Annotated in this window: 22 protein-coding genes; 12 read left to right on the top strand and 10 right to left on the bottom strand. The window is 64.8% G+C overall.

Annotation, left to right across the window (positions count from 1 at the left end):
• Positions 1-37 precede the first annotated feature (37 nt).
• From argC to D0Z70_RS04995, 4 genes are all read right to left on the bottom strand, one after another.
• The gene (gene argC, locus D0Z70_RS05010) at positions 38-982 is read right to left on the bottom strand and encodes an N-acetyl-gamma-glutamyl-phosphate reductase (RefSeq protein ID WP_119744330.1); all 945 of its coding nucleotides are present in this window, start codon (positions 980-982) and stop codon (positions 38-40) included.
• Entirely contained in the window at positions 979-1887 is a 909-nt protein-coding gene (locus D0Z70_RS05005) for a C40 family peptidase (protein ID WP_119744329.1), read from the bottom strand. Before D0Z70_RS05005 ends, argC begins: the two co-directional genes overlap by 4 nt.
• Complete coding sequence (locus D0Z70_RS05000; protein ID WP_119744328.1) at positions 1847-2254, bottom strand: MarR family transcriptional regulator; 408 nt, start codon at positions 2252-2254, stop codon at positions 1847-1849. Before D0Z70_RS05000 ends, D0Z70_RS05005 begins: the two co-directional genes overlap by 41 nt.
• A 61-nt stretch (positions 2255-2315) precedes the next feature.
• On the bottom strand, positions 2316-3710 hold the full coding sequence (locus tag D0Z70_RS04995) for a leucyl aminopeptidase family protein (RefSeq protein ID WP_119744327.1): 1395 nt from the start codon (positions 3708-3710) through the stop codon (positions 2316-2318).
• Between the two features lie 144 nt (positions 3711-3854).
• Between D0Z70_RS04995 and D0Z70_RS04990 the strand changes: the two genes are divergently transcribed.
• A complete protein-coding gene (locus tag D0Z70_RS04990) occupies positions 3855-4055 on the top strand; it encodes a hypothetical protein (protein ID WP_119744326.1) in 201 nt (66 codons plus the stop codon).
• A gap of 14 nt (positions 4056-4069) precedes the next feature.
• Entirely contained in the window at positions 4070-4909 is an 840-nt protein-coding gene (locus D0Z70_RS04985) for a PdaC/SigV domain-containing protein (protein WP_119744446.1), read from the top strand.
• 102 nt (positions 4910-5011) lie between these two features.
• On the opposite strand, the gene rimO is transcribed toward D0Z70_RS04985, so the two are convergent.
• The 5 genes from rimO to serS all read right to left on the bottom strand — a co-directional run bounded on the left by rimO (position 5012) and on the right by serS (position 10741).
• Entirely contained in the window at positions 5012-6394 is a 1383-nt protein-coding gene (gene rimO, locus D0Z70_RS04980; protein ID WP_182913853.1) for a 30S ribosomal protein S12 methylthiotransferase RimO, read from the bottom strand.
• Positions 6395-6441: 47 nt separating this feature from the next.
• The gene (locus D0Z70_RS04975; RefSeq protein WP_119744325.1) at positions 6442-7497 is read right to left on the bottom strand and encodes a potassium channel family protein; all 1056 of its coding nucleotides are present in this window, start codon (positions 7495-7497) and stop codon (positions 6442-6444) included.
• On the bottom strand, positions 7494-8540 hold the full coding sequence (locus D0Z70_RS04970) for a M23 family metallopeptidase (RefSeq protein WP_239018816.1): 1047 nt from the start codon (positions 8538-8540) through the stop codon (positions 7494-7496). The genes D0Z70_RS04975 and D0Z70_RS04970 overlap by 4 nt, the downstream gene beginning before the upstream one ends.
• A gap of 45 nt (positions 8541-8585) precedes the next feature.
• Positions 8586-9350 carry a 5'/3'-nucleotidase SurE gene (gene surE / locus D0Z70_RS04965; protein ID WP_119744324.1) on the bottom strand — a complete coding sequence of 255 codons (765 nt, stop codon included), beginning with the start codon at positions 9348-9350 and terminating at the stop codon, positions 8586-8588.
• 110 nt (positions 9351-9460) lie between these two features.
• Positions 9461-10741 carry a serine--tRNA ligase gene (gene serS, locus D0Z70_RS04960; RefSeq protein ID WP_119744323.1) on the bottom strand — a complete coding sequence of 427 codons (1281 nt, stop codon included), beginning with the start codon at positions 10739-10741 and terminating at the stop codon, positions 9461-9463.
• 93 nt (positions 10742-10834) lie between these two features.
• Between serS and D0Z70_RS04955 the strand changes: the two genes are divergently transcribed.
• The 4 genes from D0Z70_RS04955 (at position 10835) to D0Z70_RS04935 (ending at position 13975) form a co-directional block, all read left to right on the top strand.
• A complete protein-coding gene (locus D0Z70_RS04955; protein WP_119744322.1) occupies positions 10835-11275 on the top strand; it encodes a host attachment family protein in 441 nt (146 codons plus the stop codon).
• Between the two features lie 262 nt (positions 11276-11537).
• Complete coding sequence (locus tag D0Z70_RS25305; protein ID WP_239018815.1) at positions 11538-12494, top strand: hypothetical protein; 957 nt, start codon at positions 11538-11540, stop codon at positions 12492-12494.
• Positions 12495-13067: 573 nt separating this feature from the next.
• A complete protein-coding gene (dksA, locus tag D0Z70_RS04940; protein WP_006966545.1) occupies positions 13068-13532 on the top strand; it encodes an RNA polymerase-binding protein DksA in 465 nt (154 codons plus the stop codon).
• Between the two features lie 68 nt (positions 13533-13600).
• Complete coding sequence (locus D0Z70_RS04935; RefSeq protein ID WP_119744321.1) at positions 13601-13975, top strand: PilZ domain-containing protein; 375 nt, start codon at positions 13601-13603, stop codon at positions 13973-13975.
• Between the two features lie 148 nt (positions 13976-14123).
• Here the strand turns inward: D0Z70_RS04935 and D0Z70_RS04930 are convergent, their stop codons facing one another.
• Positions 14124-14282 (bottom strand): YdcH family protein, encoded by a 159-nt coding sequence (locus D0Z70_RS04930; protein ID WP_006966541.1) that lies wholly within the window; start codon positions 14280-14282, stop codon positions 14124-14126.
• 188 nt (positions 14283-14470) lie between these two features.
• On the opposite strand from D0Z70_RS04930, the gene D0Z70_RS04925 reads away from it, so the two are divergent.
• From D0Z70_RS04925 to D0Z70_RS04900, 6 genes are all read left to right on the top strand, one after another.
• Entirely contained in the window at positions 14471-14650 is a 180-nt protein-coding gene (locus D0Z70_RS04925) for a YdcH family protein (protein ID WP_119744320.1), read from the top strand.
• A 122-nt stretch (positions 14651-14772) separates the two neighbouring features.
• Complete coding sequence (locus D0Z70_RS04920) at positions 14773-15252, top strand: DUF1465 family protein (protein ID WP_119744319.1); 480 nt, start codon at positions 14773-14775, stop codon at positions 15250-15252.
• 77 nt (positions 15253-15329) lie between these two features.
• Positions 15330-17378, top strand: coding sequence for an autotransporter assembly complex protein TamA (locus D0Z70_RS04915; protein WP_182913840.1), 2049 nt, complete (start codon positions 15330-15332; stop codon positions 17376-17378).
• Complete coding sequence (locus D0Z70_RS04910; protein WP_119744318.1) at positions 17378-21556, top strand: translocation/assembly module TamB domain-containing protein; 4179 nt, start codon at positions 17378-17380, stop codon at positions 21554-21556. Before D0Z70_RS04915 ends, D0Z70_RS04910 begins: the two co-directional genes overlap by 1 nt.
• Before the next feature lie 2 nt (positions 21557-21558).
• Positions 21559-22938 (top strand): L-serine ammonia-lyase, encoded by a 1380-nt coding sequence (locus tag D0Z70_RS04905; protein ID WP_119744317.1) that lies wholly within the window; start codon positions 21559-21561, stop codon positions 22936-22938.
• Positions 22939-23113: 175 nt separating this feature from the next.
• Positions 23114-23767 (top strand): outer membrane protein, encoded by a 654-nt coding sequence (locus D0Z70_RS04900; RefSeq protein WP_119744316.1) that lies wholly within the window; start codon positions 23114-23116, stop codon positions 23765-23767.
• Positions 23768-23822 lie beyond the last annotated feature (55 nt).

Raw genomic sequence — 23822 nt, 5'->3', positions numbered from 1 at the left:
TTTAGGCAACAGCCGCTCGAAACGAACGGATGAAAGCTTAAAGCCGCAGACCCGCCGTCTCAGGCAGTCCCGCCAAAATATTGAGATTCTGCACCGCCGCGCCTGCCGCACCCTTGCCCAGATTGTCGAGCGCCGCGACCAGCCGCGCCTGGCCACTGGTCGCATTGCCGAACACGAAGAGTTGCAGCCGGTCGGTCGCGCCGACCTGCTCCAGCTCGATTGCGCCCATGGCGTCGCTGTCGGCCAGCGGCGCAACGCTGACGATTGGCGATCCGGCATAGGCGGCCGCCAGCGTGGTATGAACATCTGCCAGTGCAGGCGCTCCGGGCATGGCGTGCAATTGCAGCGGCACTTCCACCAGCATCCCGCGATAGGCGTTGGCGACAGCAGGCGCGAAAAGCGGCGCGTGAGTCAGGCCGGAATAGCGCGTCATTTCCGGCACATGCTTGTGCGCGAGGCTGAGGCCATAGGCGCGGAACGCGGTGGGTGCGCCGCCTGCGCCTTCATATTCCGCGATCATCGCCTTGCCGCCGCCCGAATAGCCCGACGCGCCCGATACGGTGACCGGCCAGTCGGCAGGCAGCAGCCCGGCGAGCGACAGCGGCCGCACCAGCGCCAGAAAGCCGGTCGGCCAGCAACCCGGATTGGCAACGAAGCGGCTGGCGGCCAGCGTCTCGCGATGCCCCGGCTCCAGTTCGGGAAAGCCGTAGGTCCAGCCATCCGCCACCCGATGCGCCGTCGATGCGTCGATCACACAGGTGCGGTCATTGTCGATCAGCGCCACGGCTTCGCGCGCGGCATCGTCGGGTAGGCACAGGATCACGACGTCCGCGGCGTTCAGCGCATCGCGGCGCGCGCCTGCATCCTTGCGATCCTTTTCGTCCAGCCGGATCAGCGAGAGTTCAGGACGTCCGGCCAGCCGGTCGGCGATTTCGATGCCGGTGGTGCCATGGCCGCCGTCGATGAAAACCTGTGTGGTCATGCGCCGATCCTCCGCCGCGCGATGATGGGTTGGGCATGGTCCCCGGCCAGCCGCGCGACCACATCGACCAGCGGCTCGGCGACTACCGCCATCCAGTGCGCATTGGCGTGGAGCAGCGTCTTGCCGTCGATCATGATGCCGACATGGCGGGGGAAGAAGAGGATATCGCCGCGCTGCAAGACGGCGTCGCTGTCGATCGGATTGCCGATCCCTTCGCATTGCAGGTCGGTGTCGCGAGGCACGGACAGGCCGCATTGGCCCAGCGCCACCTGCACCAGCCCCGAACAGTCGATGCCGCGATGCCCGCGCCCGCCCCAGACATAGGGCTGGCCCAGATAACGCTCCGCCACCGCGACCCAGTCCGCCGCAGGGGCGTCGAGCGGGGCGGCGTGGCGCGCATGGATGAAGCCTTCGGCGCAGGCGATGAAGCCATCCTCCGCCTCCCCCGAAAACAGCGCGCCGCCCGGCCAATAATCGGCGATCGGTGCCTTGATGTCTGGCGCGCGGAACAAAGGCGCGGTCTCGGCAATGATCCGGTGGCTGACAGGTTCCAGCACGTCCAGTGCTTCGCGCCTGATATAGCCGACATAGCCGTCATGCCCGCAAAAGCCCCAGGCCCAGTCGGTCATCACGTCCAGCGCATGGAATGTCTCGCCGCGCAGCAATTCGCTGACCGCTTCTCCGCTCGCCGATGGCGCGCTCAGGATAGGCGTGCCGGGCGCAACGCAGGTGAGGGCGACGGCGCGGGCATAATGGGCGGAAAATAATGTGCCAGCCAATGCCAGGTCGGCCAGGTCGCCGCGCGCGGCATGGATGCGGCGGTCGAGCGCGACGGAACGCCCGTCCAGCTTGAAGCGGGTTCTTTCAGGCGGTCCGTTCCGCGCGGGGCTGTTCATACCTGTCATCGCGCGCGGTTCCTGCGATGAAAAGGTGAAAGGCGTCAAGAAATTCCGCCCCTTTGGGGGTCCGGGTGATGAAAATATTGCGCCGGTCGCTCACATCGCGCTCACGGCGAAGGTAGCCGAGCGCCGATAATTTGTTCAGGGCGCGGGTGATCACGGGTTTTGACACATGCAGCGCTTCGGCCAGGCCGCGCACCGTATGAGGCCCTTCGCCGATATAAACGGTCATCATCAATGCCATCTGGCGGTTGGTCAGGTCAGGTTTCCCCGACCGGACATAATCGACCAGGGTGCGCATCCAGTGAGTCAGCGGCAACAGGCCGGGCCGGTCGATTGCGGGCGAATGATCTGTGGCTGGATGAGCGTTCATGTGGCCTTAACGCACGATGGCCAATCCGGTTGCGTAACGGCTGGGTACAATCGTGCTGGAGTCAATCGCGCCCGTAGCGCTGCTGCAACAGGCGGAAAACCGCACGCAATCCCAGCGCCTCGCCGCCCTTGGCGCGACCCGGCTTCGCCGCCGGTCGCCAGGCGAATGTATCCAGATGCAGCCAGGCCACATCGTCCGGCACGAAGCGCTTGAGGAACAGCGCAGCCGTGATCGCGCCGGCAAAGCCGCCTTCGCCCGCATTGTTGATGTCGGCAATGTCGGATTTGAGCATGTCGGCATAGCCATCCCACAAGGGCAGCCGCCAGGTCGGGTCGTCGACCGCTGCGCCCGCAGCCGCCATCTCCGCCGCGAGTTGCTCGTCATTGGCAAACAAAGCGGGCAGGTCCGGCCCCACCGCCACCCGCGCCGCGCCGGTCAGCGTGGCATAGTCGATGATCAGTTCCGGCTTTTCCTCCCCCGCGCGGGTCAGCGCGTCGCCCAGCACCAGCCGTCCTTCGGCATCGGTATTGCCAATCTCTACCGTCAGCCCCTTGCGCGTCTGCAATATGTCGCCGGGGCGGAAGGCATTGCCGCTGATCGCATTTTCCGCCGCCGGGATCAGCAGGTGCAGCCGCACCGGCAGCCGCGCCCCCATGATCAGCTGCGCCAGCGCCAGCGCATGAGCCGCGCCGCCCATATCCTTCTTCATCAGCCGCATCCCAGACGATGGCTTGATGTCAAGCCCGCCGCTGTCGAAGCAGATACCCTTGCCAACGATCGCGATGCGCGGCGCGGCGGGATCACCCCATGTCAGTTCGATCAGGCGCGGGGCAAAGCTCTTGTCCGCTGCCTTGCCCACGGCGTGGATCATCGGATAACCCTGTTCCAGCGCATCGCCGCGCGTCGTGCTGACGCTGGCCCCGAACGCCTTGCCGACTTGCGCCACCGCTGTTTCCAGATCGGCCGGTCCCATGTCAGCGGCGGGCGTGTTGACGAGGTCGCGCACCAGCGCGATCGCCTGCGCCAGTTGCACGGTCGCCTCGATCCGCGCGACGTCGCTGGTCAGCAGCACGCGCGGCCCGACGGTGCCATCCTCCTTGCGATAACGGTCGAACCGGTAATGCGCCGTCAGCCAGCCCAGGGCCGCTGCATCGGGTGATCCTTCCGCCAGCCGATATGTGCCTTCGGGCAAGGTCTCTGCGAGTTTTGCAAGACACCAGGGACCGGGCGCGGCCTTGCTGGTGATACCGGCCACCACCCACCAGTCGCCCGCAGCCTCGCCCGGCACGATCGCCTGTTCGCCCGGCTTGCCCTGAAATTTCTGCGCCGCCACGATCGTGCGGACCCGCTCCGGCTGGGTCGCCAGCCAATCGTCATAGCCTGTCGCCTCGATCAGCTGGATCGAACGGGCGGGTTGCTTGTTGTCGGCTTTGAGCAAGGCTGAATAATCGGTCATGGCGTGGGTGTAGGAGAAAGGCGCAAGTGATGGAAAGTACGAAATTGCATCGCCTGCATCGCACATGTCGCCCTTTCCCCATTTGCGTCCCGCGCCGGTGAGGCCTAGCTTCATTCCCATCACAAAATGCCAAGGAGAGAGACGATGATTCATTCCGATGACCGCGGCCTCCAGGCCGCCCGCGCCCGCGCTTATGCGCTGGCGGAGAGCGGCCATTTCGACAATGGCCATGCCGTCGAACAGGCGCTGATCGCCGAAGGCTGGCCCAATGCCGGGCAGGCGCTGCAAAGCGACTATGCGCGCAAGGCGATCGGCGAACGCTGCCGCGCTGCACGGGCGCACTGATGCGGCGCAGACTGATGCGATACAGGGAGCTGGCCCGGTCGGCGGGGCTGTTGGGTATCGCCGCGATGCTCTTGGTCGCCTGCACCCCCTCGCAGGAGGAGGGTAGCGGCAACGCGGCGGCCAATGTCGCGGCGTCCCGCTTCGCTGACAAGATGGTCGGCACGCCGCCACCGGCTCCCCCCGCCAAGCCCTTTGCGCAAAAGGACAAAAGCGCGTTGCTGGAGTTCGCCTATGCCTATCCGGCGCAGGCGGCCGCCATCCCCGCGCTGGTGGACAAATTCGGCAAGCAATTGGCGACATCGAAGGCCGATGCGCTGAAAATGGCGAAGGAGGATAGCGCGGCGGCGAAAGAATCAGGCTTCCCCTTCCACGCGCATAGTCTGGAAACAGAGTGGAGCGTCTCCGCCGACACCCCGCGCTTTCTGGCGCTCCAGTCGCAAACCTATGTCTTTACTGGCGGCGCGCATGGCATGACCGGCTATGACAGCTTGCTATGGGACAAGGCGCGCAGCCGCGAAACCAGCGTCAAGGCGGTGATGACCACGCCTGCGGCCTTCGCCGCCGCCATCCGCGACCGCTTCTGCGCCGAACTGGACAAGCAACGCGCGGAAAAACGCGGCGCGCCGGTGGTGCGGGGTGACGATGAATTTACCCAGTGCATCGACCCGATGGAGCAGGTGCTGGTGCTGACGTCAAAGGACGGCAAGCTGATCGACGGCGTCACCGTCGTGGTCGGCCCCTATAGCGCCGGGCCCTATGCGGAAGGGACGTATGAGGTCGCGCTGCCGGTCGATGCCGCGATGCGCAAGGCGATCAAGACCGAGTATCAGGACGGGTTTGTGGCGATTAATTAGCGTCCGTCATCCCAGCGAATGCTGGGATCCCGCTTTTCTTGATCCACTCGAACCAGAAGAAGGGAGATCCCGGCTCTCGCCGGGATGACGGAGCGTATGCCCCTAAACCGGCACCCCGTACAGATCATGCTCGTCGGCATCCTCGATCATCACGTCGAACATGTCGCCAGCCTTCCGCCCTTCGCCGACATCGCGCAGGAACACATTGCCGTCGATTTCCGGGGCGTCAGCCTGTGAGCGCGCGGTCGCGCCGATCGAGCCATCCTCTTCGTCCGGCTCGCCCACTTCATCGACGATCACCGGCAGCACACGCCCGACCTTGGCCGCGAGCTTGGCGGCGCTGATCGCGGCGGTTTTTTCCATGATCCGCTGATAGCGTTCTTCCTTGACCTCTTCGGGCAAAGCGCCGTCAAGCAAGTTGGCCGCCGCACCCTCGACCGGCTCGAAGCGGAACGCGCCGACGCGGTCAAGCTGCGCCTCGTCCAGCCAGTCGAGCAGATATTGGAAATCCGCCTCCGTCTCGCCGGGGAAGCCGACCACGAAGGTCGATCGGATCGTGATGTCGGGGCAGATCGCGCGCCATTTATGAATGCGGTCCAGCACCTTGGCTTCGTTGGCCGGGCGCTTCATCGCCTTCAATATGGTGGGCGCGGCGTGCTGGAAGGGAATGTCGAGATAGGGGGTCAGCAGCCCGTCGGCCATCAGCGGGATGACATGATCGACATGGGGGTAGGGATAGACATAGTGGAGCCGCACCCAGGGCGCGCGCCCCTCCGCCGTGCGCAACTGCCCCAGTTCGCGCGCCATGTCGGTCATATGCGCGCGGACATCACGGCCCTTCCACGACCGGCTTTCATGCAGGGTATCGACGCCATAGGCGGACGTATCCTGGCTGATGACCAGCAATTCCTTGGTTCCGGCGTGAACCAGTTTCTCCGCCTCACGCAGCACCGCGTCGATCCGTCGCGACACCAGATCGCCCCGGATCGAGGGGATGATGCAGAAGGAACAGCGATGGTTGCAGCCTTCTGAAATCTTCAAATAGCTGTAATGGCGCGGCGTCAGTTTCAGCCCGCCTTCGGGGACCAGATCGACAAAGGCGTTGGGGACGGGCGGCGATGCGTCATGCACCGCGTTGACGACCTGCTCATATTGATGCGCGCCGGTGACGGCCAGCACTTGCGGGAATTTCGCGCGGATCAGTTCCGCCTCGTCGCCCATGCAGCCCGTCACGATGACGCGGCCATTTTCGGCTATCGCCTCGCCAATGGCCTCCAGCGATTCCTCCTTCGCCGAATCGAGAAAGCCGCATGTGTTGACCAGCACGACGTCCGCCCCGGCATAGTCGGGCGACATCTGATAGCCGTCGGAGCGCAGCTTGGTCAGGATGCGTTCGCTATCGACCAGGTTTTTCGGACAGCCGAGCGAAACCATGCCGATCTTCGGCGCGTCAGGAAATTTGGTTGCCATGATGGTCGCGCACATAGGGATTTTTGCGCGGAATGTCACGCAACGCTGTTCCAGCGGTCCAATCAGTCGAGTTTGCGGCTCTCCCGGACGCCATCACCCTCGACAATCTCGATGATCAGATCGCCGGTCTGGAGTTGCCGTGCGCCTTCCTCCCAGAAGCCGATGGGCCGATCGTCACGATAGACACGCACGCCAAGGCCGGTGGAAATCGCCGACAATGGCCCGCCAATCTCCTGCGGCTTCACGAACCGCTCATTGAGTTTCACCCGCCCACCCGACGCGGCCAAATCGGCCATATAATCGGCGATATGCTTGCCGCTGGTGCTGCCCGCCAACAGCAGCCCGGCAAAGCTGACCGGATTGATCACCGTGGTCGCGCCCGCCTGCCGCGCGGGCAGCTCGTTATCCTCGTTGCGCACCACGATGCTGATCGGCAGGCGCGGGGCGAGGTGCCGGGCGGTCAGCGTGATCAGGATCGACGTATCGTCGCGCCCGGCCGATACGATCATGCTGCGCGCGCGGTGGATCGCCACGTCCTTCAATGTCCGGTCGCGGGTTGAATCGCCGCACAAGATATTGCACCCCTGCGCCTCGGCCAGTTCCAGCGCCTGCTCGCTGCCGTCGATCACCACAATCTCGCGCGGGTCGGTGCCGCGCGCCAGCAATTCATGCACCGCTTCCTGCCCGCTGGTGCCAAAGCCGGTGACGATGATGTGATTGTGCAGATCGGCTTGTATGCGGGCCATGCGCCACCTGTAGAGGATGTTGCGGAGGAAAAGCGAATAGGCTGTGCCAAGGAAAATGAGCCACACGAACAGCCGGATCGGCGTGACGAACAGCGATTCGAACAGGCGCGCTTCGGGCGTCACTGGCACAATGTCGCCATAACCCACCGTCGTCACGGTGACGGTGGTGAAATAGAGCACATCGACAAAGCTGATATGATTGTCGAGATTGTCCTTCAGCCCATCGCGCCCGATCCAGTGGAGCAGCAGCACCAGGCTGATCAAACCCACGACCAGCGCCACGCGCCAGCTTAAATCCACCCACATCGGCATGGACGATCGCCGCCGCAGGAAACCTTCGGTCGATCGCGACGCCGCCCGGTCCACCCTCATGGTGCGGACGGCAATTGCGGTATTGGGTTTACCGGCACCCGGTCCTTGCGCAGTTCGAAATGCAGCTTGGGCTGGCTGGCATAGCCGGTATCGCCGGTCAGGCCGACAATCTGGCCGCGCGTTATTTTCTGCCCGCGCACGACATCGACGCGGCTGGCATGGCCATAGGCGCTTACCCAGCCGCTGCCATGGTTGATCAGCACCAGCCCGCCAAACACCGCCACCCGGTCACCGGCATAGGCCACGACGCCGTCCGCCGTGGCTCGGATGGGGGTGCCGGCCGGAACGCCAATGTCGATGCCATTGTTCTTCGCGCCACTCTCGCCGGGGCCAAAGCGCGATAGCAGCGTGCCCTTGACCGGCCAGGCGAAACGGCCGGTAAAGCTGGCGGGCTGGGCGATCGGCACATTGGTCGGCAGCGGGCGCGGCTGGGACGATGCGACGGCCACCGGCGCATTTTCCGCCGCAGCAGGCTGGCCGCCGGTCAGCACATCGTCAATATCGATGCGGAAAGCGGCGGCGCGCTGCTCCAGGTCCGGCGCGGCCACTGGTGCGTCGCCCGGCAGCAACAGTCGCTGGCCCCGCCGCAGCATGAAGGGTTCGCTCAACCCGTTGGCCGTCACGATCCGGCTCCACGCCACGCCATAGGCGGATGCGATCGCAATCCCCGTCTCCCCCTCCGCCACCAGATGATAGCGGCCGCCGGGTATCGTCAGCTTCTGACCGACGCGAATGGCGAAGGGCGGCGTCAGCCCATTGGCGCGCGCGATCGCTTCCGATCCGGCACCGCTGCGATTGCCGATGCCGCGCAGCGTATCGCCGGGCTGGACGACATAGATGGAGCCGGTGACGCTCTGCGCATTGGCGACAACCTGCTGCGCGGTCCATACCGGTTCCGCCTCGACCAGTTCGACGGCGGACGCATCAGCGTCCAGCCGAGGCGGGGGGGTATCGTTGCGGCCCGGCGTCGTCTCAACGGGGATGCAGCCAGCCAGCAGCAGCGGGGCGAGCAGCAGGGCGGCATGAAGGGACGATCGTTGCATCCCTGCCTGTCTATCGCATCGCGCCGCGCTTGCCACCCCCTGCCTTTATTGCCCGAACGCCGCCGCCGTCGCCGCCATCGCGCTGTCCTGCGTCAGATCATAGTGGAGCGGCGTGACCGTGACATAATCCTGCGCGATCGCCGCCAGATCGCTCCCCTCCGGCACCGCGTCGCTGCTGCCCAGGCTGAACCAATAATAGCGGTAACCGCGCGGGTCGGTGCCTTCGACAATCTTCGTGCGATCGACATCATGGAAGCCCTGCCGCACGACGCGAATGCCCTTGACCGCGTCCGGCTCTATCGCAGGAAAGTTGACGTTGAACAGCATCCGGCGCGATGGCGGCATGGCGATCAGCGGCGCAATCGCCTTCGCCCCCCACGCCTGCGCGGCGGCGAATGGCACGGCATCACCCATTCCCTCGCGCGCATAGACCTGGCTCAGCGCGATCGACCTGATCCCCGAAATCGCGCCCTCCATCGCGGCTGCGACGGTGCCGGAATAGGTGACATCCTCGGCCAGATTGGCCCCGCGATTGACGCCCGACAGGATCAGGTCGGGCCGCGCATCCTTCATCAAATGCCCCACCGCCATCATCACCGCATCGGTCGGCGTGCCGGTGACGCTATAATGCTGCTCGCCATGTTTGCGAATGCGCAACGGCCGGGTCAGCGTCAGGCTATGCCCAGCCCCCGACTGCTCCTCGCTCGGCGCGACGATCCAGATATCGTCGGAAAACTGCCGGGCGATGGCCTCCAGCACTTTGAGGCCAGGGGCGTGAACGCCATCGTCATTGGTGAGCAGGATACGCATAAACTAAACAACTCCGTTCAGGCTGAGCTTGTCGAAGCCTTCCGCTGAGCGAAGCGAAGCCGCCTCGCTCGCGCTCGGCATGGCCCTTCGACTTCGCTCAGGGCGAACGGCTAAGCTTTCGGCGTCAGGCGCGTCACCCCACCCATATAGGGAGCCAGTGCCTCCGGCACGATCACGCTGCCATCGGCCTGCTGGTAATTTTCCAGCACCGCCACCAGCGTCCGCCCCACGGCCAGCCCCGATCCGTTGAGCGTATGCAGGAAGCGCGTCTGCTTCTCCCCTTCCGGCTTGTAGCGGGCGTTCATTCGCCGCGCCTGAAAATCGCCGCAGTTGGAGACGGAGCTGATCTCGCGATAGCTATTCTGGCTGGGCAGCCACACTTCCAGATCCCATGTCTTGCGCGCGCCAAAGCCCATGTCGCCGGTGCACAGCAGCATCTTGCGATAGGGCAGGGCAAGCGCCTGGAGGATACCCTCCGCCGCCGCGCACATGCGTTCATGCTCAGCCTCCGACTCGTCAGGCGCACAGATCGCGACCAGCTCGACCTTCTCGAACTGATGCTGGCGGATGAACCCGCGCGTATCGCGTCCGGCCGACCCGGCTTCGGAGCGGAAACAGGGGGTGAGCGCGGTCAGCCGGACGGGCAGGTCAGCCAGCGGCACGATCTGGTTGGCGACGAGGTTGGTGAGGCTGACTTCGGCGGTGGGGATCAGGTAGCGGTCGTCGTTGGTCTTGAACAGATCATCCTCAAACTTCGGCAATTGCCCGGTCCCGAATAGGGCGTGGTCCTTCACCAGCAGCGGCGGATTGACCTCCTCATAGCCATTCTGAGCCGTCTGCGTGTCGAGCATGAATTGCGCCAGCGCCCGGTGCAGCCGCGCCATCTGGCCGCGCAACGCTGTGAAGCGTGCGCCGGACAAAGCCGCGCCGCCCTCGAAATCCAGCCCCAGCGCCGGGCCGAAATCGGCATGGTCCTGCGGCGTGAAATCGAAGTCGCGCACAGTGCCCCAGCGGCTCACTTCCACATTGTCGGCTTCGCTGTCGCCCAGCGGCACATCGTCGGCAGGCAGGTTGGGGATCGCCGCCAGCATTGCGCCCAGCGCGTCGCCAACCTCGCGATCCTGCGCCTCCAGCGCGGGTGTGCTTTCCTTGATCGCTGCGACTTCGGCCTTCAGCGCTTCGGCCTTGTCCTTGTCGCCAGCCGCCATGGCCTGCCCGATCAGCTTGCTCGCCTCGTTGCGGCGGGCCTGCCCCACCTGCAACTGGGTCTTGAGCGCCCGGCTTTGCTCGTCCAGCCCCAATATCTCGGCGGACAGGGGTGCCAGCCCGCGCCGGGCGAGGCCAGCGTCGAAAGCAGCGGGATTTTCGCGGATGAAACGGATGTCGTGCATGGGCCAGTCCTATGCCGCCGTGCGACGGGCCACGCAACCCTGCGCGCTGTCATCCGTTAGGCAAGCATCCCGTAAAATGAAAAGGACAAGGCGATGCAGATAGACCAGGACGCGCTCATATTGGTGGCCGACGGCCGCAAGATGCTGTTTTTCCGTAACAAGGGCGACGCCGCCATCCCCAGCCTGGAGACGGAACAGGTCGAAAAGCAGGATAATCCGGCTGGTCGCGATCAAGGGACGGACACGCCCGGCCGCGCCTTCAGCTCGGTCGGCGGCCATCGCAGCGCCATGTCGGAAACCAATTTCCATGATCTGGAGGAGGACCGGTTCGCAGCGCAAGCCGCCGACATCCTCAAGCATCGCGCCTTTGCCAATGATTATGAGAAGCTGATCATCGTCGCCCCGCCCGGCACGCTGGGCGAAATGCGCAAACATTATCACAAGGAAGTCGAAAGCCGCCTGACCGGTGAGATTGCCAAGGATCTGGTCAACCATCCGATCGCCGACATCGAACGGATCATTGCCGACAATTGATTTGGGAGCGGTTTGTAGCAAGATGCGCTGGACCAGTCTGCATCTCCCCTCCCCAGCGGGGAGGGGTCGGGGGAGGGGGAGCGAGGCGAAGCCGAGCGTCCACGCTGGCGGCAGCACACCCCCACCCAACCTCCCCCTCCAAGGGGGAGGAGCTTTACAGATCACGATCATCACAGTGGCGGTTTGGCACCAACGAAAAAGGGCGGCCCCCGCTATCGGGAGCCGCCCTTTTTCGCGTCGCTGCCTGGCGGATCAGGCCGCCTTGTCGCCCTTGCGCTCGGCAAAGCGGCGGCGGGCGACCAGTGCGACCGCGGCGGCGCCGAACAGCAGGATCATCGGCGGGGCAGGGACGTCGGTGCCGCCGCTGCTGCTCGATCCGCCGCTGGAGCTGCTGGACGAGGAGGAACTGGTCGAAGAGGAGGACGAACCGCTCGATCCCGAACTGCCGCTGGAACCACTCGAACCGGAACTGCCGCTCGATCCGCTGCTGCCCGTGCTGCCGAAGCTGGACGAACCGCCCGACGAGGAGGAGCTGCCCGACGACGAAGAGGAGGACGAACTGCTGCCGCTGGAGCCGGAGCTACCCGACGATCCGCTGCTGCCGCTTGATCCTGAACTGCCGCTCGATCCGCTGGAACCTGACCCGCCGCTCGATGTGCCATGGCCAGGCTTGCCCGGCTTGCCGCCGCTCGATCCGCCCGAACTGCTCGATGAGGAGCTGGACGAGGAGGATGAGGACGAAGAGCTGGAACTGGACGAGGACGAACTGCTGCTGACATTGCCGCTGGAGGTCGACACGTTACCGCTCGACGTCGAAACGCCGCTCGATGTGGACACGTTGCCGCTGGAGGTGGAAACGCCGCCGGTGGAGGTTGAGACGCCACCGGTCGATGTGGACACGCCGCCCGTGGTCGAGCTGGTCGAGCTGCTGATGCCGCCGGTCGAGCTGCTGGTCGACGAGATCACCACCGATCCGCCGCCACTGCCACCACCGCCGCCGCCGAAAAAGCCGCCGACAAAACCGCCGCCGCCAAAGCCGCCGCCACCGCCCATGATCATGGGAACGGCACCGCCGCCGCCCGACATCATCGGCATTTCGGCCATCGGCATGGGCGCTGGCAGGGGAATGGGCGCCTGCTGCGTGACGACCGTCACCGTGCGCGGCGTGCTGGTCGTCACCGTCCGCACCACCTTGCGCTTCACTGTCCGCACGGCATAGCGTTTCCGGGGCGCTACCGCCTTGGTGCTTTTGCTGCTGTGGACCACTGCCGGCCGCGCATTTTCGGCGACATGCACCGCGCCACCGCCGATGATCGCCCCGCCGCAAGTGCAGGCGCACAATTTAGCCAAAGCCATCCGTACCGACATAGGGTCCACTCTTCATCTTGTTGTCCTGCAACCCGGCACTGGCGTCATCCAGTGAAGGGTTGTTCGGAACTTCCTATGCGCAAGAACGCAAAAGAAAGCGTTAACTGCAACGGTGTTAACCCCGATTATGGGGTCCAAGTCGAGGGAATTCCTGCCTTCTTCTCAAGGCAAATGGTTAACGTCCCACTATGGAACGACTGCCGTGTGTCGGGTAAAAATCGCTTGGCCCATTTCTCATTGTTCACGCGGCTGGCCGGACTCGGCGGTGCAGGCTGCCCGCCTCCGGCAAAATCCGACAGAATGAAGTGTACGCGCAAGATTGCCCGCTTGTGTCGCCCTGCGCCCGTCGCTATGAGGCGCCCTCAATGAAAAGTCATGGGCGCCCGGACGTTAAGCGCCGGCGTCCTCCGAGTCGGAGAGCCAGATGGCATCGGTCCTGAATTCCGATAAAGACGGCGATAAGCCGCCCAAATCGACTGTCGAACTTCCTGCTGACTACCGGCCGTCCGCCGATGAGGAATTCATGAACCCGCTCCAGCTGGAATATTTCCGGCAGCGTTTGTGGGACTGGAAGAAGCAGATCCATGCCGAAGCGGAAGGGACGCTGGCCGTCCTCCAGAATGAACCGCTGCGCGAACCCGACCTGAACGACCGTGCGTCGAGCGAGACCGACTGGTCGATCGAACTGCGCACCCGCGACCGCCAGCGCAAGCTGATCTCCAAGATCGAGGCGGCACTGCGCCGGATCGAGGATGGCGAATATGGCTATTGCGAAGTCACTGGCGAGCCGATCTCGCTTGGCCGACTGGAAGCCCGGCCGATTGCGACAATGACGGTCGAGGCGCAGGAACGGCACGAGCGACAAGAGAAAATCTCGCGCGACGATTAACGCTTTCTCCATTCCCATGGGCGTAAGATGCCGGTCATTCATCTGGCATTTTATTCACGGGTCTTGGCATGAACGACGAACAGGATTCTTCCGATCGGGGACCGGCACGCGCCGCGCCGCGTGACAGCCTGTTCCTGCTCACCAGCTTCATGACGCCTGAAGGCGTGCCGCTGGGCAAGGCCCGCATCCGCAATCTGTCCGCCACCGGCCTGATGGCGGATTGCGAACGCGGCGTGCCTGCGGGGACCAAGGTCGAATTTGAGCTGCGCGGCGTCGGCAAGGTGACGGGAACGGTCGCCTGGGCGCGCGAGGACAAGATTGGCCTGGCCTTTGATGAACCGATCGACCCGCAACTGGCGCGCAAGCCGGTATCGACCGGCGCAGTGCCGCAGGCGGTGCCCGATTATCTGCGAGCGCACCAGCGCACCATCCCGCGCCGCTGATCCGGCCAGACAGTAAAAAGCCCCGTCAACCAACTGGTTGCGGGGCTTTTTACTGTCTGAACAATGGGAACCGAAATGATCAGGATGGGCCGGGCCGACAGCGTGTCGCTGCCGGAGTCCGGCCTCCTCCCGTATCGCGCACTGATGCTTAGTGCTGCGCTTCCAGTTCTTCCTTCAACCGTAATTTCTGCTTCTTGAGCGAAGCCACCAATATGGCGTCGGGCATGGGCCGACTCGTCTCCGCCTTGATTCGGGCGTCGATACCTGCGTGCTTGGCAGAAAGAGCTGAAATGTGGCTGTTTTCCATAACATTCTCCAGATGAGGGGTGATGGATGACGAAGTAGATCATGAAATAATCGCCTTGTCTCGCCCTGATTCGTACCCTGCGCCTGAATGAGAAAATTTTGCGATGGCCCGCATCCGGGCGGCGGGTTATCAGGGCGTATGACGAGCATGGTTGACGGATCGGGGGCGCAGTGAGCCGGGAAGATATTATGCGTCGGCTGGAGCTGTTGCGGGTGGAGCATCGCGACCTCGACAGTGCGATCGCTGTGTTGATGGAGGCGGGCGCGGGCGACCAGATGCAGATCGCCCGGTTCAAGAAACGCAAGCTGCGCCTGCGCGACGAGATCGCCCAGCTGGAGGACGCCCTGGTGCCGGACATCATTGCGTAAATTCGCATTGGCATCAGGATTTTGTGGTTAATGTTACGCTAACCGACCTTTAATGGGACAAAGCCCCGCAAAAGCGCGCCGTCGGACCTGACAAGGTTGCGATAATATGTCAGTCATCCTCCATGCAACGCGCAGCCTTTCTGGATCGTGGCCTTCACCGCCGGTTGGTCGATGGCCTTTATCTCGAAGCCATGGTCATGGCTGACGAGGCGCGATCCTATTTTGACGGCAGCACGAGCACGGACGAAGGGATGAACGACCCGCTGCGCCGCGTCTCCTTCGCCTGCGAATCGCTTAAAGTGACGACCCGGCTGATGCACATCATCGCCTGGCTGCTCAGCCAGCGGGCCTGGCAGCGCGGCGAGATTGGCGACGCGGATCTGGCGGACGATAAATATCGGCTGGGCCACGCAACCCGGACCGCGCCGGAACTGGCTGCCGGTTTCCCCTTCGCGGCCCGGTCGCTGATTGATGCGAGCCAGGAACTGTACGACCGGGTCGCCCGGTTGCAGGACCGGATGGACCTGATGACCGCTCCGGCCACGATGCAGGATGCCAACCCGGCCCGCGCGCTGATGGACCGCTTACACAACGCCTTCTGATCGCATCTGCGCAATTGACCGCATTCTTCGCTTTCTAAGGCTGGCGCTTTCGCCCGCACTTGGTCTAGACCATCGCCATGATCCATGGTTTGCGGACCTTTCGCCGCCCTTTTGGCCGCCCGCACCCCGCACGGCTCCTGCTTGTCCCCATACTGCTCGCCTGTCCGGGCGGGGCGCTGGCGCAGTCCGTCACGCCGCCAGACGCCATGCCGGATATCGACCAGTCGCTCGATACCATGCCCGACATCGGGCTGGACTGGCCCGACATGGGGCAAGCGGACAGTGTGAAACCGCTGCCCGACGATCCGGCCGATGTGCAGGTGGCGACGCCTGACGCTGCGCCCGATGCCAGCGCGCCGGCCGAGCCGGTCGAGGAAGCCGCGACCTTCGCTGACGCAGGGGAGGAACGGCGCTATACTGTCCAGCTCACCGGCGTCGACACGATCGCGGACGCCACCTTCAAGCTGCGCTTTGACGAATTGTCCGCATTACGGTTGGGGGAGGGCAAGGCCGCCAACCTGGCGCAGATCAACCGTCGGATCAAGGAGGATGACGAACTGCTCGACCGGCTGCTGCGCGCCAAGGGCTATTATGCCGCGCGCATCCGGGGGGCTGTCGCCGCGCCGCCCGCAGGCAGCGACCGTCTGGCGGTCAGCTTCGGCATCACGCCCGGCCCGCAATATCTGCTCGAATCGGTTGATCTGACTGGTCTTGCCGAAACGGGCGACAAGGAAGCGCAACTGCGCGCCGCTTTTCCGCCCAAGATCGGCGATCCGGTCGATGCCGATGCGATCCTGGCCGGGCGCGACGCGCTCTCAGCAGTGCTGGCCGAAACCGGCTTTCCCTTTGCCAGGGTCGATGAACCCGAAGTGCGGATCGACCATGAGGAGCGCAAGGGCGACCTCGACATCATCGTGACGCCGGGCGGCTATCGCAGCTTCGGTGCGATCCGCCTGAACGACGAAAAACTGTTTAGCGCCCACCATGTCCAGGAAATAGCCCGCTTCGACCCCGGTGATCCGTACAAGGCGTCGGACGTCGAGGATCTGCGCCGCGCCATCGTAGCCACCGGCCTGGTCTCTTCGGTCAGCCTGACGCCCCAAGAGGCAGGCGACGGCACCCATGTCGATCTCGCCGTCGATGTCCGCCCCGCACCGTTGCGCACCATCGCCGGCCAACTGGGCTATGGCACGGGCGAAGGCTATCGCGCCGAAGTCAGCTGGCAGCATCGCAACCTCTTCCCGCCCGAAGGCGCGGTCACGGTGCGCGGTGTCGTCGGCACGCAGGAGCAGACCGCTTCCTTCACCTATCGCCGCAACAATTTCCACCGCCGCGACAATATATTGACCGGCCTGCTGTCGGTCAGCAACATCAAGCGTGACGCCTATGACGCGCGCACTATCACCCTGTCGGGCGGGCTGGAGCGGCAGACCAACATATTGTTCCAGAAGGACTGGGTCTGGCGTTTCGGCGCGGAACTGATCGCGTCGGACGAAGCCGATGCGTTCAGCGGCGGCGCGCGCCGCACCTTCCTGATCGCCGCGATCCCCTTGAGCCTGACCTATGACGGCAGCGACGACCTGCTCAACCCTACCAAGGGCTTTCGCCTCGGCGGTCGGCTCAGTCCCGAACTCTCCTTTCAGGACAAAACCTTCGGCTATGCCAAGGTACAGGTCGATGGCAGTATCTACCAGCCCGCAGGTGAAAAGGTCGTGGTCGCTGCCCGCGCGCGCTTTGGCACCATTCTTGGCTCGACGGTCGATCAGATCGCGCCGTCGCGGCGCTTCTATGCTGGCGGCGGCGCATCGGTGCGCGGCTATGGCTATCAGGCGATCGGCCCGCGCTTCGGCGTCGATGACGATCCGGTCGGGGGCAAGAGTCTCGCGGAATTTTCGCTGGAGGCGCGGGTGCGCTTTGGCAATTTCGGCGTCGTGCCGTTCGTGGACGCAGGCAACATCTCCACCACCTTCCTGCCGCGCTTCCGCGACCTGCGCATCGGCACCGGGCTTGGCCTGCGTTACTATAGCAGCTTCGGCCCGATCCGCATCGACGTCGGCACGCCGATCAACCCGCAAAAGGGCGACCCGCGCGTCGCCGTCTATGTCTCGCTGGGGCAGGCCTTCTGATGGCGGACGACGCCCCCGCCACCAAGCCGCATCGCCGCCGCGCGTGGGACGGGCGCTGGCAGCGCTGGCTGCTCGGCATCGCCGCATCGCTGCTGCTGATCGTCGTCGGCGCGCTGGCGTGGCTCGATACGTCGTCGGGCCATCGCTTCCTCATCAGCCGCATCGCGACGATCAAGCCGCCATCGGGCCTGCGCATCCAGGTCGACCGGATCGACGGCAGCATCTATCGCAAGGCGGTCCTGCACAATCTGACCCTGTCCGATCCCAAGGGCCGCTTCTTCGACGCGCCACGGGTGGAGCTGGACTGGTGGCCTTTCGCCTGGGCCTATAACCGGCTGGATATCGACCGGCTGGTGATCCCGCGCGCGACCCTGCACAAATTGCCCAAACTCAACCCCAGCCTGAAACAGGGACCGATCCTGCCTGGTTTCGACATCCGCCTGATGCAATTTTCGGTCGGGCAGCTGACGATCGCACCGGGCATTACGGGCCGGGTGCAGCAGGCGACGATGGCGGGCGACGCCGACATTCGCGGCGGACGCGCGATCATCGATCTGACCGCCCGCGTGATCAACGGGCAGGACGCGCTGACCGTAGCGCTCGACAGCCGCCCTGACAATGACCGCTTCCGCCTCGACGTCACGGTCAACGCGCCAAAAGGCGGCGTGCTGGCGGCCATGGCGGGCCTGAAACAGGACGCCAATCTGCGCATCGGCGGCAAGGGCGGCTGGAGCCGCTGGGACGGGCGCCTGTCCGCCACGCTCGACAGCCAGCCGGTCGCCGACTTCGTGCTGGCCGCGCGCAGCGGCGCTTATTCGGCGCGCGGTTCGATCGAGGGCGGCGCGATCGCAGGCACTGGTCTGGTCCAGCGTCTCGCCAAGCCGCGCCTCGCTGTCCGCGCCAATGGCACGATGGTCGATCGGGTGATTGACGGTCGTCTCTGGCTGCGCTCCGCTGCGATCGATCTGGACGCGGACGGCGCGATCGACCTGCGCAACAGCGCGCTCGACAATATGCTGGTACAGCTGAAGCTCGCGCGCCCGCAGGCCTTGCTCAAAAATATGCGCGGTCAGGATGTCGCGGCGAAAATTCGCCTCGACGGCCCCTTTGCGACGTTGGGCTATGAATATCTGCTCACCGCCCGCCAGCTGGCCTTCGACAAGACGTTGATCAGCACTGTGCGGATGGATGGCAAGGGTCGTCGGGCGGAGAATGGCCCGGCGCTGATCCCGCTGCGCCTGCGCGCCGCGCGGCTCGACGGGCAGGGCGAACTGGTCGAGGGCATCATCCGCAATTTTGCGCTCGATGGCGTCCTTCAGCTGAACGGCCAGCAGATCGTCAGCAACCCGATGGACGTGCGCTCCGACAAGCTGCGCGGCAAGCTGGTCATGCTCGCGGACCTCAAGACTGGTCGCTATGATTTCGGGCTGGATGGGCAGATCAACGGCCTGGCCATTCGCGGCCTTGGCATTGTCGACCTGACCTCCAAGTTGCGCGCAGTGCCCGGTCCCAATGGCAGTTTTGGCCTCAGCGGTAATGCGCTGGCGCGGGTGCGGCGGCTGGACAATGAATTTCTGCGCACGCTGGGCGGCGGCCTGCCGACCGTGCGCAGCGCGCTTGCGCTCCGCCCCGATGGGCAGTTGGCGCTCACCAATTTGCGGCTCGACGCGCCGTTGCTGACGCTCACCGGCAATGGCCTGCGTCACCGCGACGGCACGCTGCATCTGGAGGGGCAGGGGCGGCATGGCCAATATGGCCCGGTCAGGCTGACGCTGGACGGCAAGATTGATCGTCCGACCGTCGACCTGTTGCTCGCCAGTCCGATGAAGGCGCTGGGCCTGCGCGACGTGCGCGCGAAGCTGATCCCCGATGCGACCGGTTACAGCTATACTGCCGCGGGCGGATCGACCCTTGGTCCGTTCACCGGACGCGGCGTCATCCTGTTGCCGCAGGGCGGGCAGGCGGTCGTGCGCATCGCCCGGATCGACGTGTCCGGCGTCACCGCCAGCGGCGATATTCGCCCGGTGACGGGTGGTCTTGATGGGCAGCTGGCCGTCAATGGTCCCGTCACCGGCTATATCAGCCTGAAACCTGTCAATGCGATCCAGCAGGTTCAGCTCAAGCTGACCGCCAATGACGCCAGTTTCGACGGGCCGACCGTCATTGCGGTGCGGCGCGGCACGCTGGACGCGACGATGCTGCTCGATCTATCCCGCACCACGCTGACCGCCACGGCGCAGGCGCGGGGTCTGCGCGTTGGCGGCGTGCTGCTAGGGCGCTTTGCCGCCAATGCCGATCTGGTCGATGGCCGGGGCAAGATACGCGGCAGCCTGTCGGGCCAGCGCGGCCGTATCTTCGACATACAGGGCGAAGCGCAGGTCGATGCCGACCGCATCCGCCTGACCGCTGGCGGCACCATCGACAAGCGTCCCATCCGCCTGACCCGCGCGGCGCTACTGACCCGCACCGTCGATGGCTGGAAACTGTCGCCCGCGACCATCAGCTATGCGGGCGGATCGTTGCAACTGGCGGGCGAGCTGGGTAGCACCTCCACCCATGTCGAGGCGCGGATGCAGAAATTGCCGCTCTCCCTGCTCGACATTGGCTATGACAATCTGGGGCTGGGCGGCACGGCGACCGGGTCATTAAGCTATGCCCAGCCGCGCGGCGGCGGCCTGCCGACCGGCACGGCGGAACTGCGCATCCGTGGCCTGTCGCGGTCGGGCCTGTCGCTCAGCTCGCGCCCGGTCGATGTCGGCCTCAACGCTGCTCTGACGGCGGATCGCCTCGCCACCCGCATGATCTTCGTCGCCGATGGCAAGACGATCGGGCGGGCGCAGGCACTGCTCAATCCGTTGGGTCGCGAAGGCGGTCTGGTCGAACGCTTGAACCGCGCGCCTTTCTTCGCGCAGCTGCGTTACGGCGGCACGGCGGACACGCTGTGGCGGCTGACCGGCGTGGAGATTGTCGATATCGGCGGGCCGGTCAACGTCTCTGCCGACATGCGCGGCACGCTAGGCAACCCGCAAATCACCGGATCGCTGGCGACCGACAATGCCGCGATCAACAGCCCCGTGACGGGCATGCGCCTGAAGAATGTCAAGGCGCGCGGCCGCTTCTCCGGCGACCAGCTGGTTATTTCCAGCTTCGCTGCGACCGCGCAAAATGGCGGCACCGTGGGCGGCACCGGCCGCTTCACCTTCAATGGCATAGCAGGCGTCGGCATGGATCTGGCGATGCAGGCGGATAATGCCGCGCTGCTGGAGCGGGATGATATCGCCGCCACCGTCACCGGGCCGATCAGCCTGCGCTCCGACGGCGTGGGCGGGACGATCGGCGGCGACCTGACGCTCAACAGGAGCCGCTTCACCCTGGGCCGTGCCGCTGCCGTTGCGCAAATCCCCGAACTTGCGGTCACGGAAATCAACCGGCGCGGCGAGGAGATTGAGCGGGTCCGCACCAATGTCCCCTGGGCGCTGGCGATCAAGGCTCGCGCGCGCAACCGCCTGACCGTTACCGGGCTTGGCCTCGACAGCGAATGGCGCGCCGATCTCGACATTGGCGGCACCGTCACCAGTCCGGCGATTGCGGGCCGGGCGGAACTGGTGCGCGGCGGCTATGAATTTGCCGGGCGCCGGTTCGACCTGCGCGACGGGCGCATCCAGTTCGACGGCAAAACGCCGGTCAACCCGACGCTGGACATCGACGCGCAGGCCGATGTTAGCGATCTGACCGCCACCATCCATGTCGGCGGCACCGGCCTGAAACCTGAAATCACCTTCACCAGCGTGCCCGCTTTGCCGCAGGACGAACTGCTCTCGCGCATCCTCTTCGGCACCTCGATCACCAACCTGTCCGCGCCCGAAGCCCTGCAACTCGCCTCGGCAGTTGGGTCATTGCAGGGTGGCGGCGGGCTGGACCCGATCAATGCGGTGCGCAAGGCGGCGGGCCTCGACCGGCTGCGCATCATCGCAGCTGACCCGACACAGGGGCAGGGGACGTCGATCGCGGCGGGCAAATATCTGACCCGCAAAACCTATGTCGAACTGATCACCGACGGGCAGGGCTATAGCGCCACCCGGATCGAATATCAGGTCACGCGCTGGCTCTCCTTGCTCGGTGCAATCTCGACCCTGGGCCGCGAAAGCGCCAACGTGCGCGTGTCGAAGGATTATTGAGCGTGACCAAATCGCGCATTGACGCTGCCGCCGCGATCAGCGTCATGGACCTGTTCACCATCGGCATCGGCCCGTCCAGCTCGCACACGGTCGGCCCGATGCGCGCGGCTTTGATGTTCATGGAATCGCTGCCCGCCCGGCCCGCGCGCGTCCGCTGCGATCTTTATGGGTCGCTCGCGCTGACCGGCCACGGCCATGCGACCGACAGCGCTATCTTGCTTGGCCTGTCGGGCTACAGCCCCGAAAGCGTTGATCCCGATGCGATTCCCGCCATATTGCGCGCCATCCGCGACGATGGCCGCATCCGGTCGGGCGAGGGCTGGATCGCATTTGAGGAAGCGCGCGACCTCATCTTCCACAAGGGTGAATTTCTCGAAGCGCACAGCAACGGGATGCGCTTTTCCGCCTGGTTCGACGGGCAGGACGATCGCCAAGTACAGGATTATTACTCCATCGGCGGCGGCGCGGTCCTGCCCGGCAGCCCCCAGCCCGAAGCGCCGCTCGGCCACAATATCGTCCAGCCCTATCCCTTCTCCTCCGGCGCGGAAATGTTGGCGCAGGGGGAAGCGACGGGCCTCTCCATCGCCACGCTGGTCCTGCGCAACGAAGGCGCGTGGCGGGCGCAGGCGGACACCGACGCCTTCCTCGACAGCGTGATCGACGCGATGAGCGCCTCGATCGACCGGGGCATGGCGCAGGAGGGGCTGCTGCCCGGCGGCCTCAAAGTCCGCCGTCGCGCCATGGCGATCCACCAGCGGCTGCGCCTGCAACAGGACGCGCTTGGCCCGGCACAGATTTTCGAATGGGTCAGCCTGTTCGCGCTGGCGGTGAATGAGGAGAATGCAGCCGGTGGCCGCGTCGTCACCGCCCCCACCAATGGCGCGGCGGGCGTCATCCCGGCGGTGCTGCATTATTATCGCCGCTTCGTCCCCGGCGCGGATCGCGATGGTGAGCGGCGCTTCCTGCTCACCGCCGCCGCCATCGGCTTCCTCTACAAGAAACGCGCGTCCATCTCGGCGGCGGAAATGGGCTGTCAGGGCGAAGTCGGCGTCGCCTGCTCCATGGCCGCAGCGGGCCTGGCCGCCGTGCTGGGCGGCACCAACGGGCAAATCGAGAATGCCGCCGAAATCGGCATGGAACATAATCTCGGCCTCACCTGCGATCCGATCGGCGGCCTTGTCCAGATCCCCTGCATCGAACGCAACACGATGGGCGCGGTCAAGGCGATCAACGCCGCCTATCTCGCGCTCCAGGGCGATGGCCGCCATATCGTCAGCCTTGACGCGGTGATCGAAACCATGCGCCAGACCGGCGAGGATATGGCCAGCCGCTACAAGGAAACATCGCTGGGCGGACTGGCCGTCAATGTGGTGGAGTGCTGAGCAGGTTCCAATCGGCTCATCCTTTTCAGCCCACAATATCGGGACGAGACGGTCGCAACTGTGCCAATTTGGCAACATAAGTCCTTGTTTATCTTAGGTTCATGCAACCAACGGCTTTGCCCGGACTTCAACGTCTCACCCCTGCGGGGCGTGAATGACAATTGGAGTTAAGCATATGCGTAAGTTAGTGGTCGCAACCCTTTTGGCCGGAACCGCGGTCGCCTCACCTGCTCTGGCACAGGATACTGGCCCGACCTTCACCGGTCCCCGCGTCGAAGCGATTTTGGGCTATGATCATGTCGGTGCCGGCAGCGATGTCGACAATAATAATGGCCGCGACGACCAGTCGATCGACGGCCTGCTCTATGGCGTTGGCGCAGGCTATGACGTCAATTTGGGCAGTGCAGTCGTCGGTGTCGAGGGTGAATTTACCGATTCGACCGCCAAGAGCGATCGCTATGACCTGACCGACCAGTTCGGTTTCGGCCGCGTCAGCCAGGGCCGTGACCTCTATGTCGGCGCGCGCGCCGGTATCCTCGCCAGCCCCAACACTTTGGTCTATGTGAAGGGTGGCTATACCAACACGAAGCTCAACGTGCTGGCGGGCGACAGCGACGAAACCACCGACACCGCGTTCAAGCTGGACGGCTGGCGCATCGGTGGTGGCGTGGAGCGCGCGATCAACCAGAACACCTTTGCCAAGGTAGAATATCGCTACTCCAAATATGACAGCGCCCATATCGACTATATGGACGGCGCAACCAGCAGCGAATTCGACATCGACACCGACCGGCATCAGGTCGTGGCCAGCGTCGGCTGGCGCTTCTAAAAGCAGGTCAACTGCGTCATCCTCCCCTTTAAGGGGAGGTGGCATCGCGTAGCGA

It is taken from the genome of Sphingobium terrigena (assembly GCF_003591655.1).
GTDB classification, from domain to species: Bacteria; Pseudomonadota; Alphaproteobacteria; order Sphingomonadales; family Sphingomonadaceae; genus Sphingobium; species Sphingobium terrigena.
The sequence above is the reverse complement of the archived record's forward strand: the minus strand, read 5'-3'. Positions and strand labels throughout refer to the sequence as shown.

What these genes read in the sequence shown, in the direction of transcription:
- argC (WP_119744330.1), bottom strand. Translation starts at nt 982, where the DNA reads ATGACCACACAGGTTTTCATCGACGGCGGCCATGGCACCACCGGCATC.
- D0Z70_RS05005 (WP_119744329.1), bottom strand. Translation starts at nt 1,887, where the DNA reads ATGACAGGTATGAACAGCCCCGCGCGGAACGGACCGCCTGAAAGAACC.
- D0Z70_RS05000 (WP_119744328.1), bottom strand. Translation starts at nt 2,254, where the DNA reads ATGAACGCTCATCCAGCCACAGATCATTCGCCCGCAATCGACCGGCCC.
- D0Z70_RS04995 (WP_119744327.1), bottom strand. Translation starts at nt 3,710, where the DNA reads ATGACCGATTATTCAGCCTTGCTCAAAGCCGACAACAAGCAACCCGCC.
- D0Z70_RS04990 (WP_119744326.1), top strand. Translation starts at nt 3,855, where the DNA reads ATGATTCATTCCGATGACCGCGGCCTCCAGGCCGCCCGCGCCCGCGCT.
- D0Z70_RS04985 (WP_119744446.1), top strand. Translation starts at nt 4,070, where the DNA reads ATGCGATACAGGGAGCTGGCCCGGTCGGCGGGGCTGTTGGGTATCGCC.
- rimO (WP_182913853.1), bottom strand. Translation starts at nt 6,394, where the DNA reads ATGTGCGCGACCATCATGGCAACCAAATTTCCTGACGCGCCGAAGATC.
- D0Z70_RS04975 (WP_119744325.1), bottom strand. Translation starts at nt 7,497, where the DNA reads ATGAGGGTGGACCGGGCGGCGTCGCGATCGACCGAAGGTTTCCTGCGG.
- D0Z70_RS04970 (WP_239018816.1), bottom strand. Translation starts at nt 8,540, where the DNA reads ATGCAACGATCGTCCCTTCATGCCGCCCTGCTGCTCGCCCCGCTGCTG.
- surE (WP_119744324.1), bottom strand. Translation starts at nt 9,350, where the DNA reads ATGCGTATCCTGCTCACCAATGACGATGGCGTTCACGCCCCTGGCCTC.
- serS (WP_119744323.1), bottom strand. Translation starts at nt 10,741, where the DNA reads ATGCACGACATCCGTTTCATCCGCGAAAATCCCGCTGCTTTCGACGCT.
- D0Z70_RS04955 (WP_119744322.1), top strand. Translation starts at nt 10,835, where the DNA reads ATGCAGATAGACCAGGACGCGCTCATATTGGTGGCCGACGGCCGCAAG.
- dksA (WP_006966545.1), top strand. Translation starts at nt 13,068, where the DNA reads ATGGCATCGGTCCTGAATTCCGATAAAGACGGCGATAAGCCGCCCAAA.
- D0Z70_RS04935 (WP_119744321.1), top strand. Translation starts at nt 13,601, where the DNA reads ATGAACGACGAACAGGATTCTTCCGATCGGGGACCGGCACGCGCCGCG.
- D0Z70_RS04930 (WP_006966541.1), bottom strand. Translation starts at nt 14,282, where the DNA reads ATGGAAAACAGCCACATTTCAGCTCTTTCTGCCAAGCACGCAGGTATC.
- D0Z70_RS04925 (WP_119744320.1), top strand. Translation starts at nt 14,471, where the DNA reads ATGCGTCGGCTGGAGCTGTTGCGGGTGGAGCATCGCGACCTCGACAGT.
- D0Z70_RS04920 (WP_119744319.1), top strand. Translation starts at nt 14,773, where the DNA reads ATGCAACGCGCAGCCTTTCTGGATCGTGGCCTTCACCGCCGGTTGGTC.
- D0Z70_RS04915 (WP_182913840.1), top strand. Translation starts at nt 15,330, where the DNA reads ATGATCCATGGTTTGCGGACCTTTCGCCGCCCTTTTGGCCGCCCGCAC.
- D0Z70_RS04910 (WP_119744318.1), top strand. Translation starts at nt 17,378, where the DNA reads ATGGCGGACGACGCCCCCGCCACCAAGCCGCATCGCCGCCGCGCGTGG.
- D0Z70_RS04900 (WP_119744316.1), top strand. Translation starts at nt 23,114, where the DNA reads ATGCGTAAGTTAGTGGTCGCAACCCTTTTGGCCGGAACCGCGGTCGCC.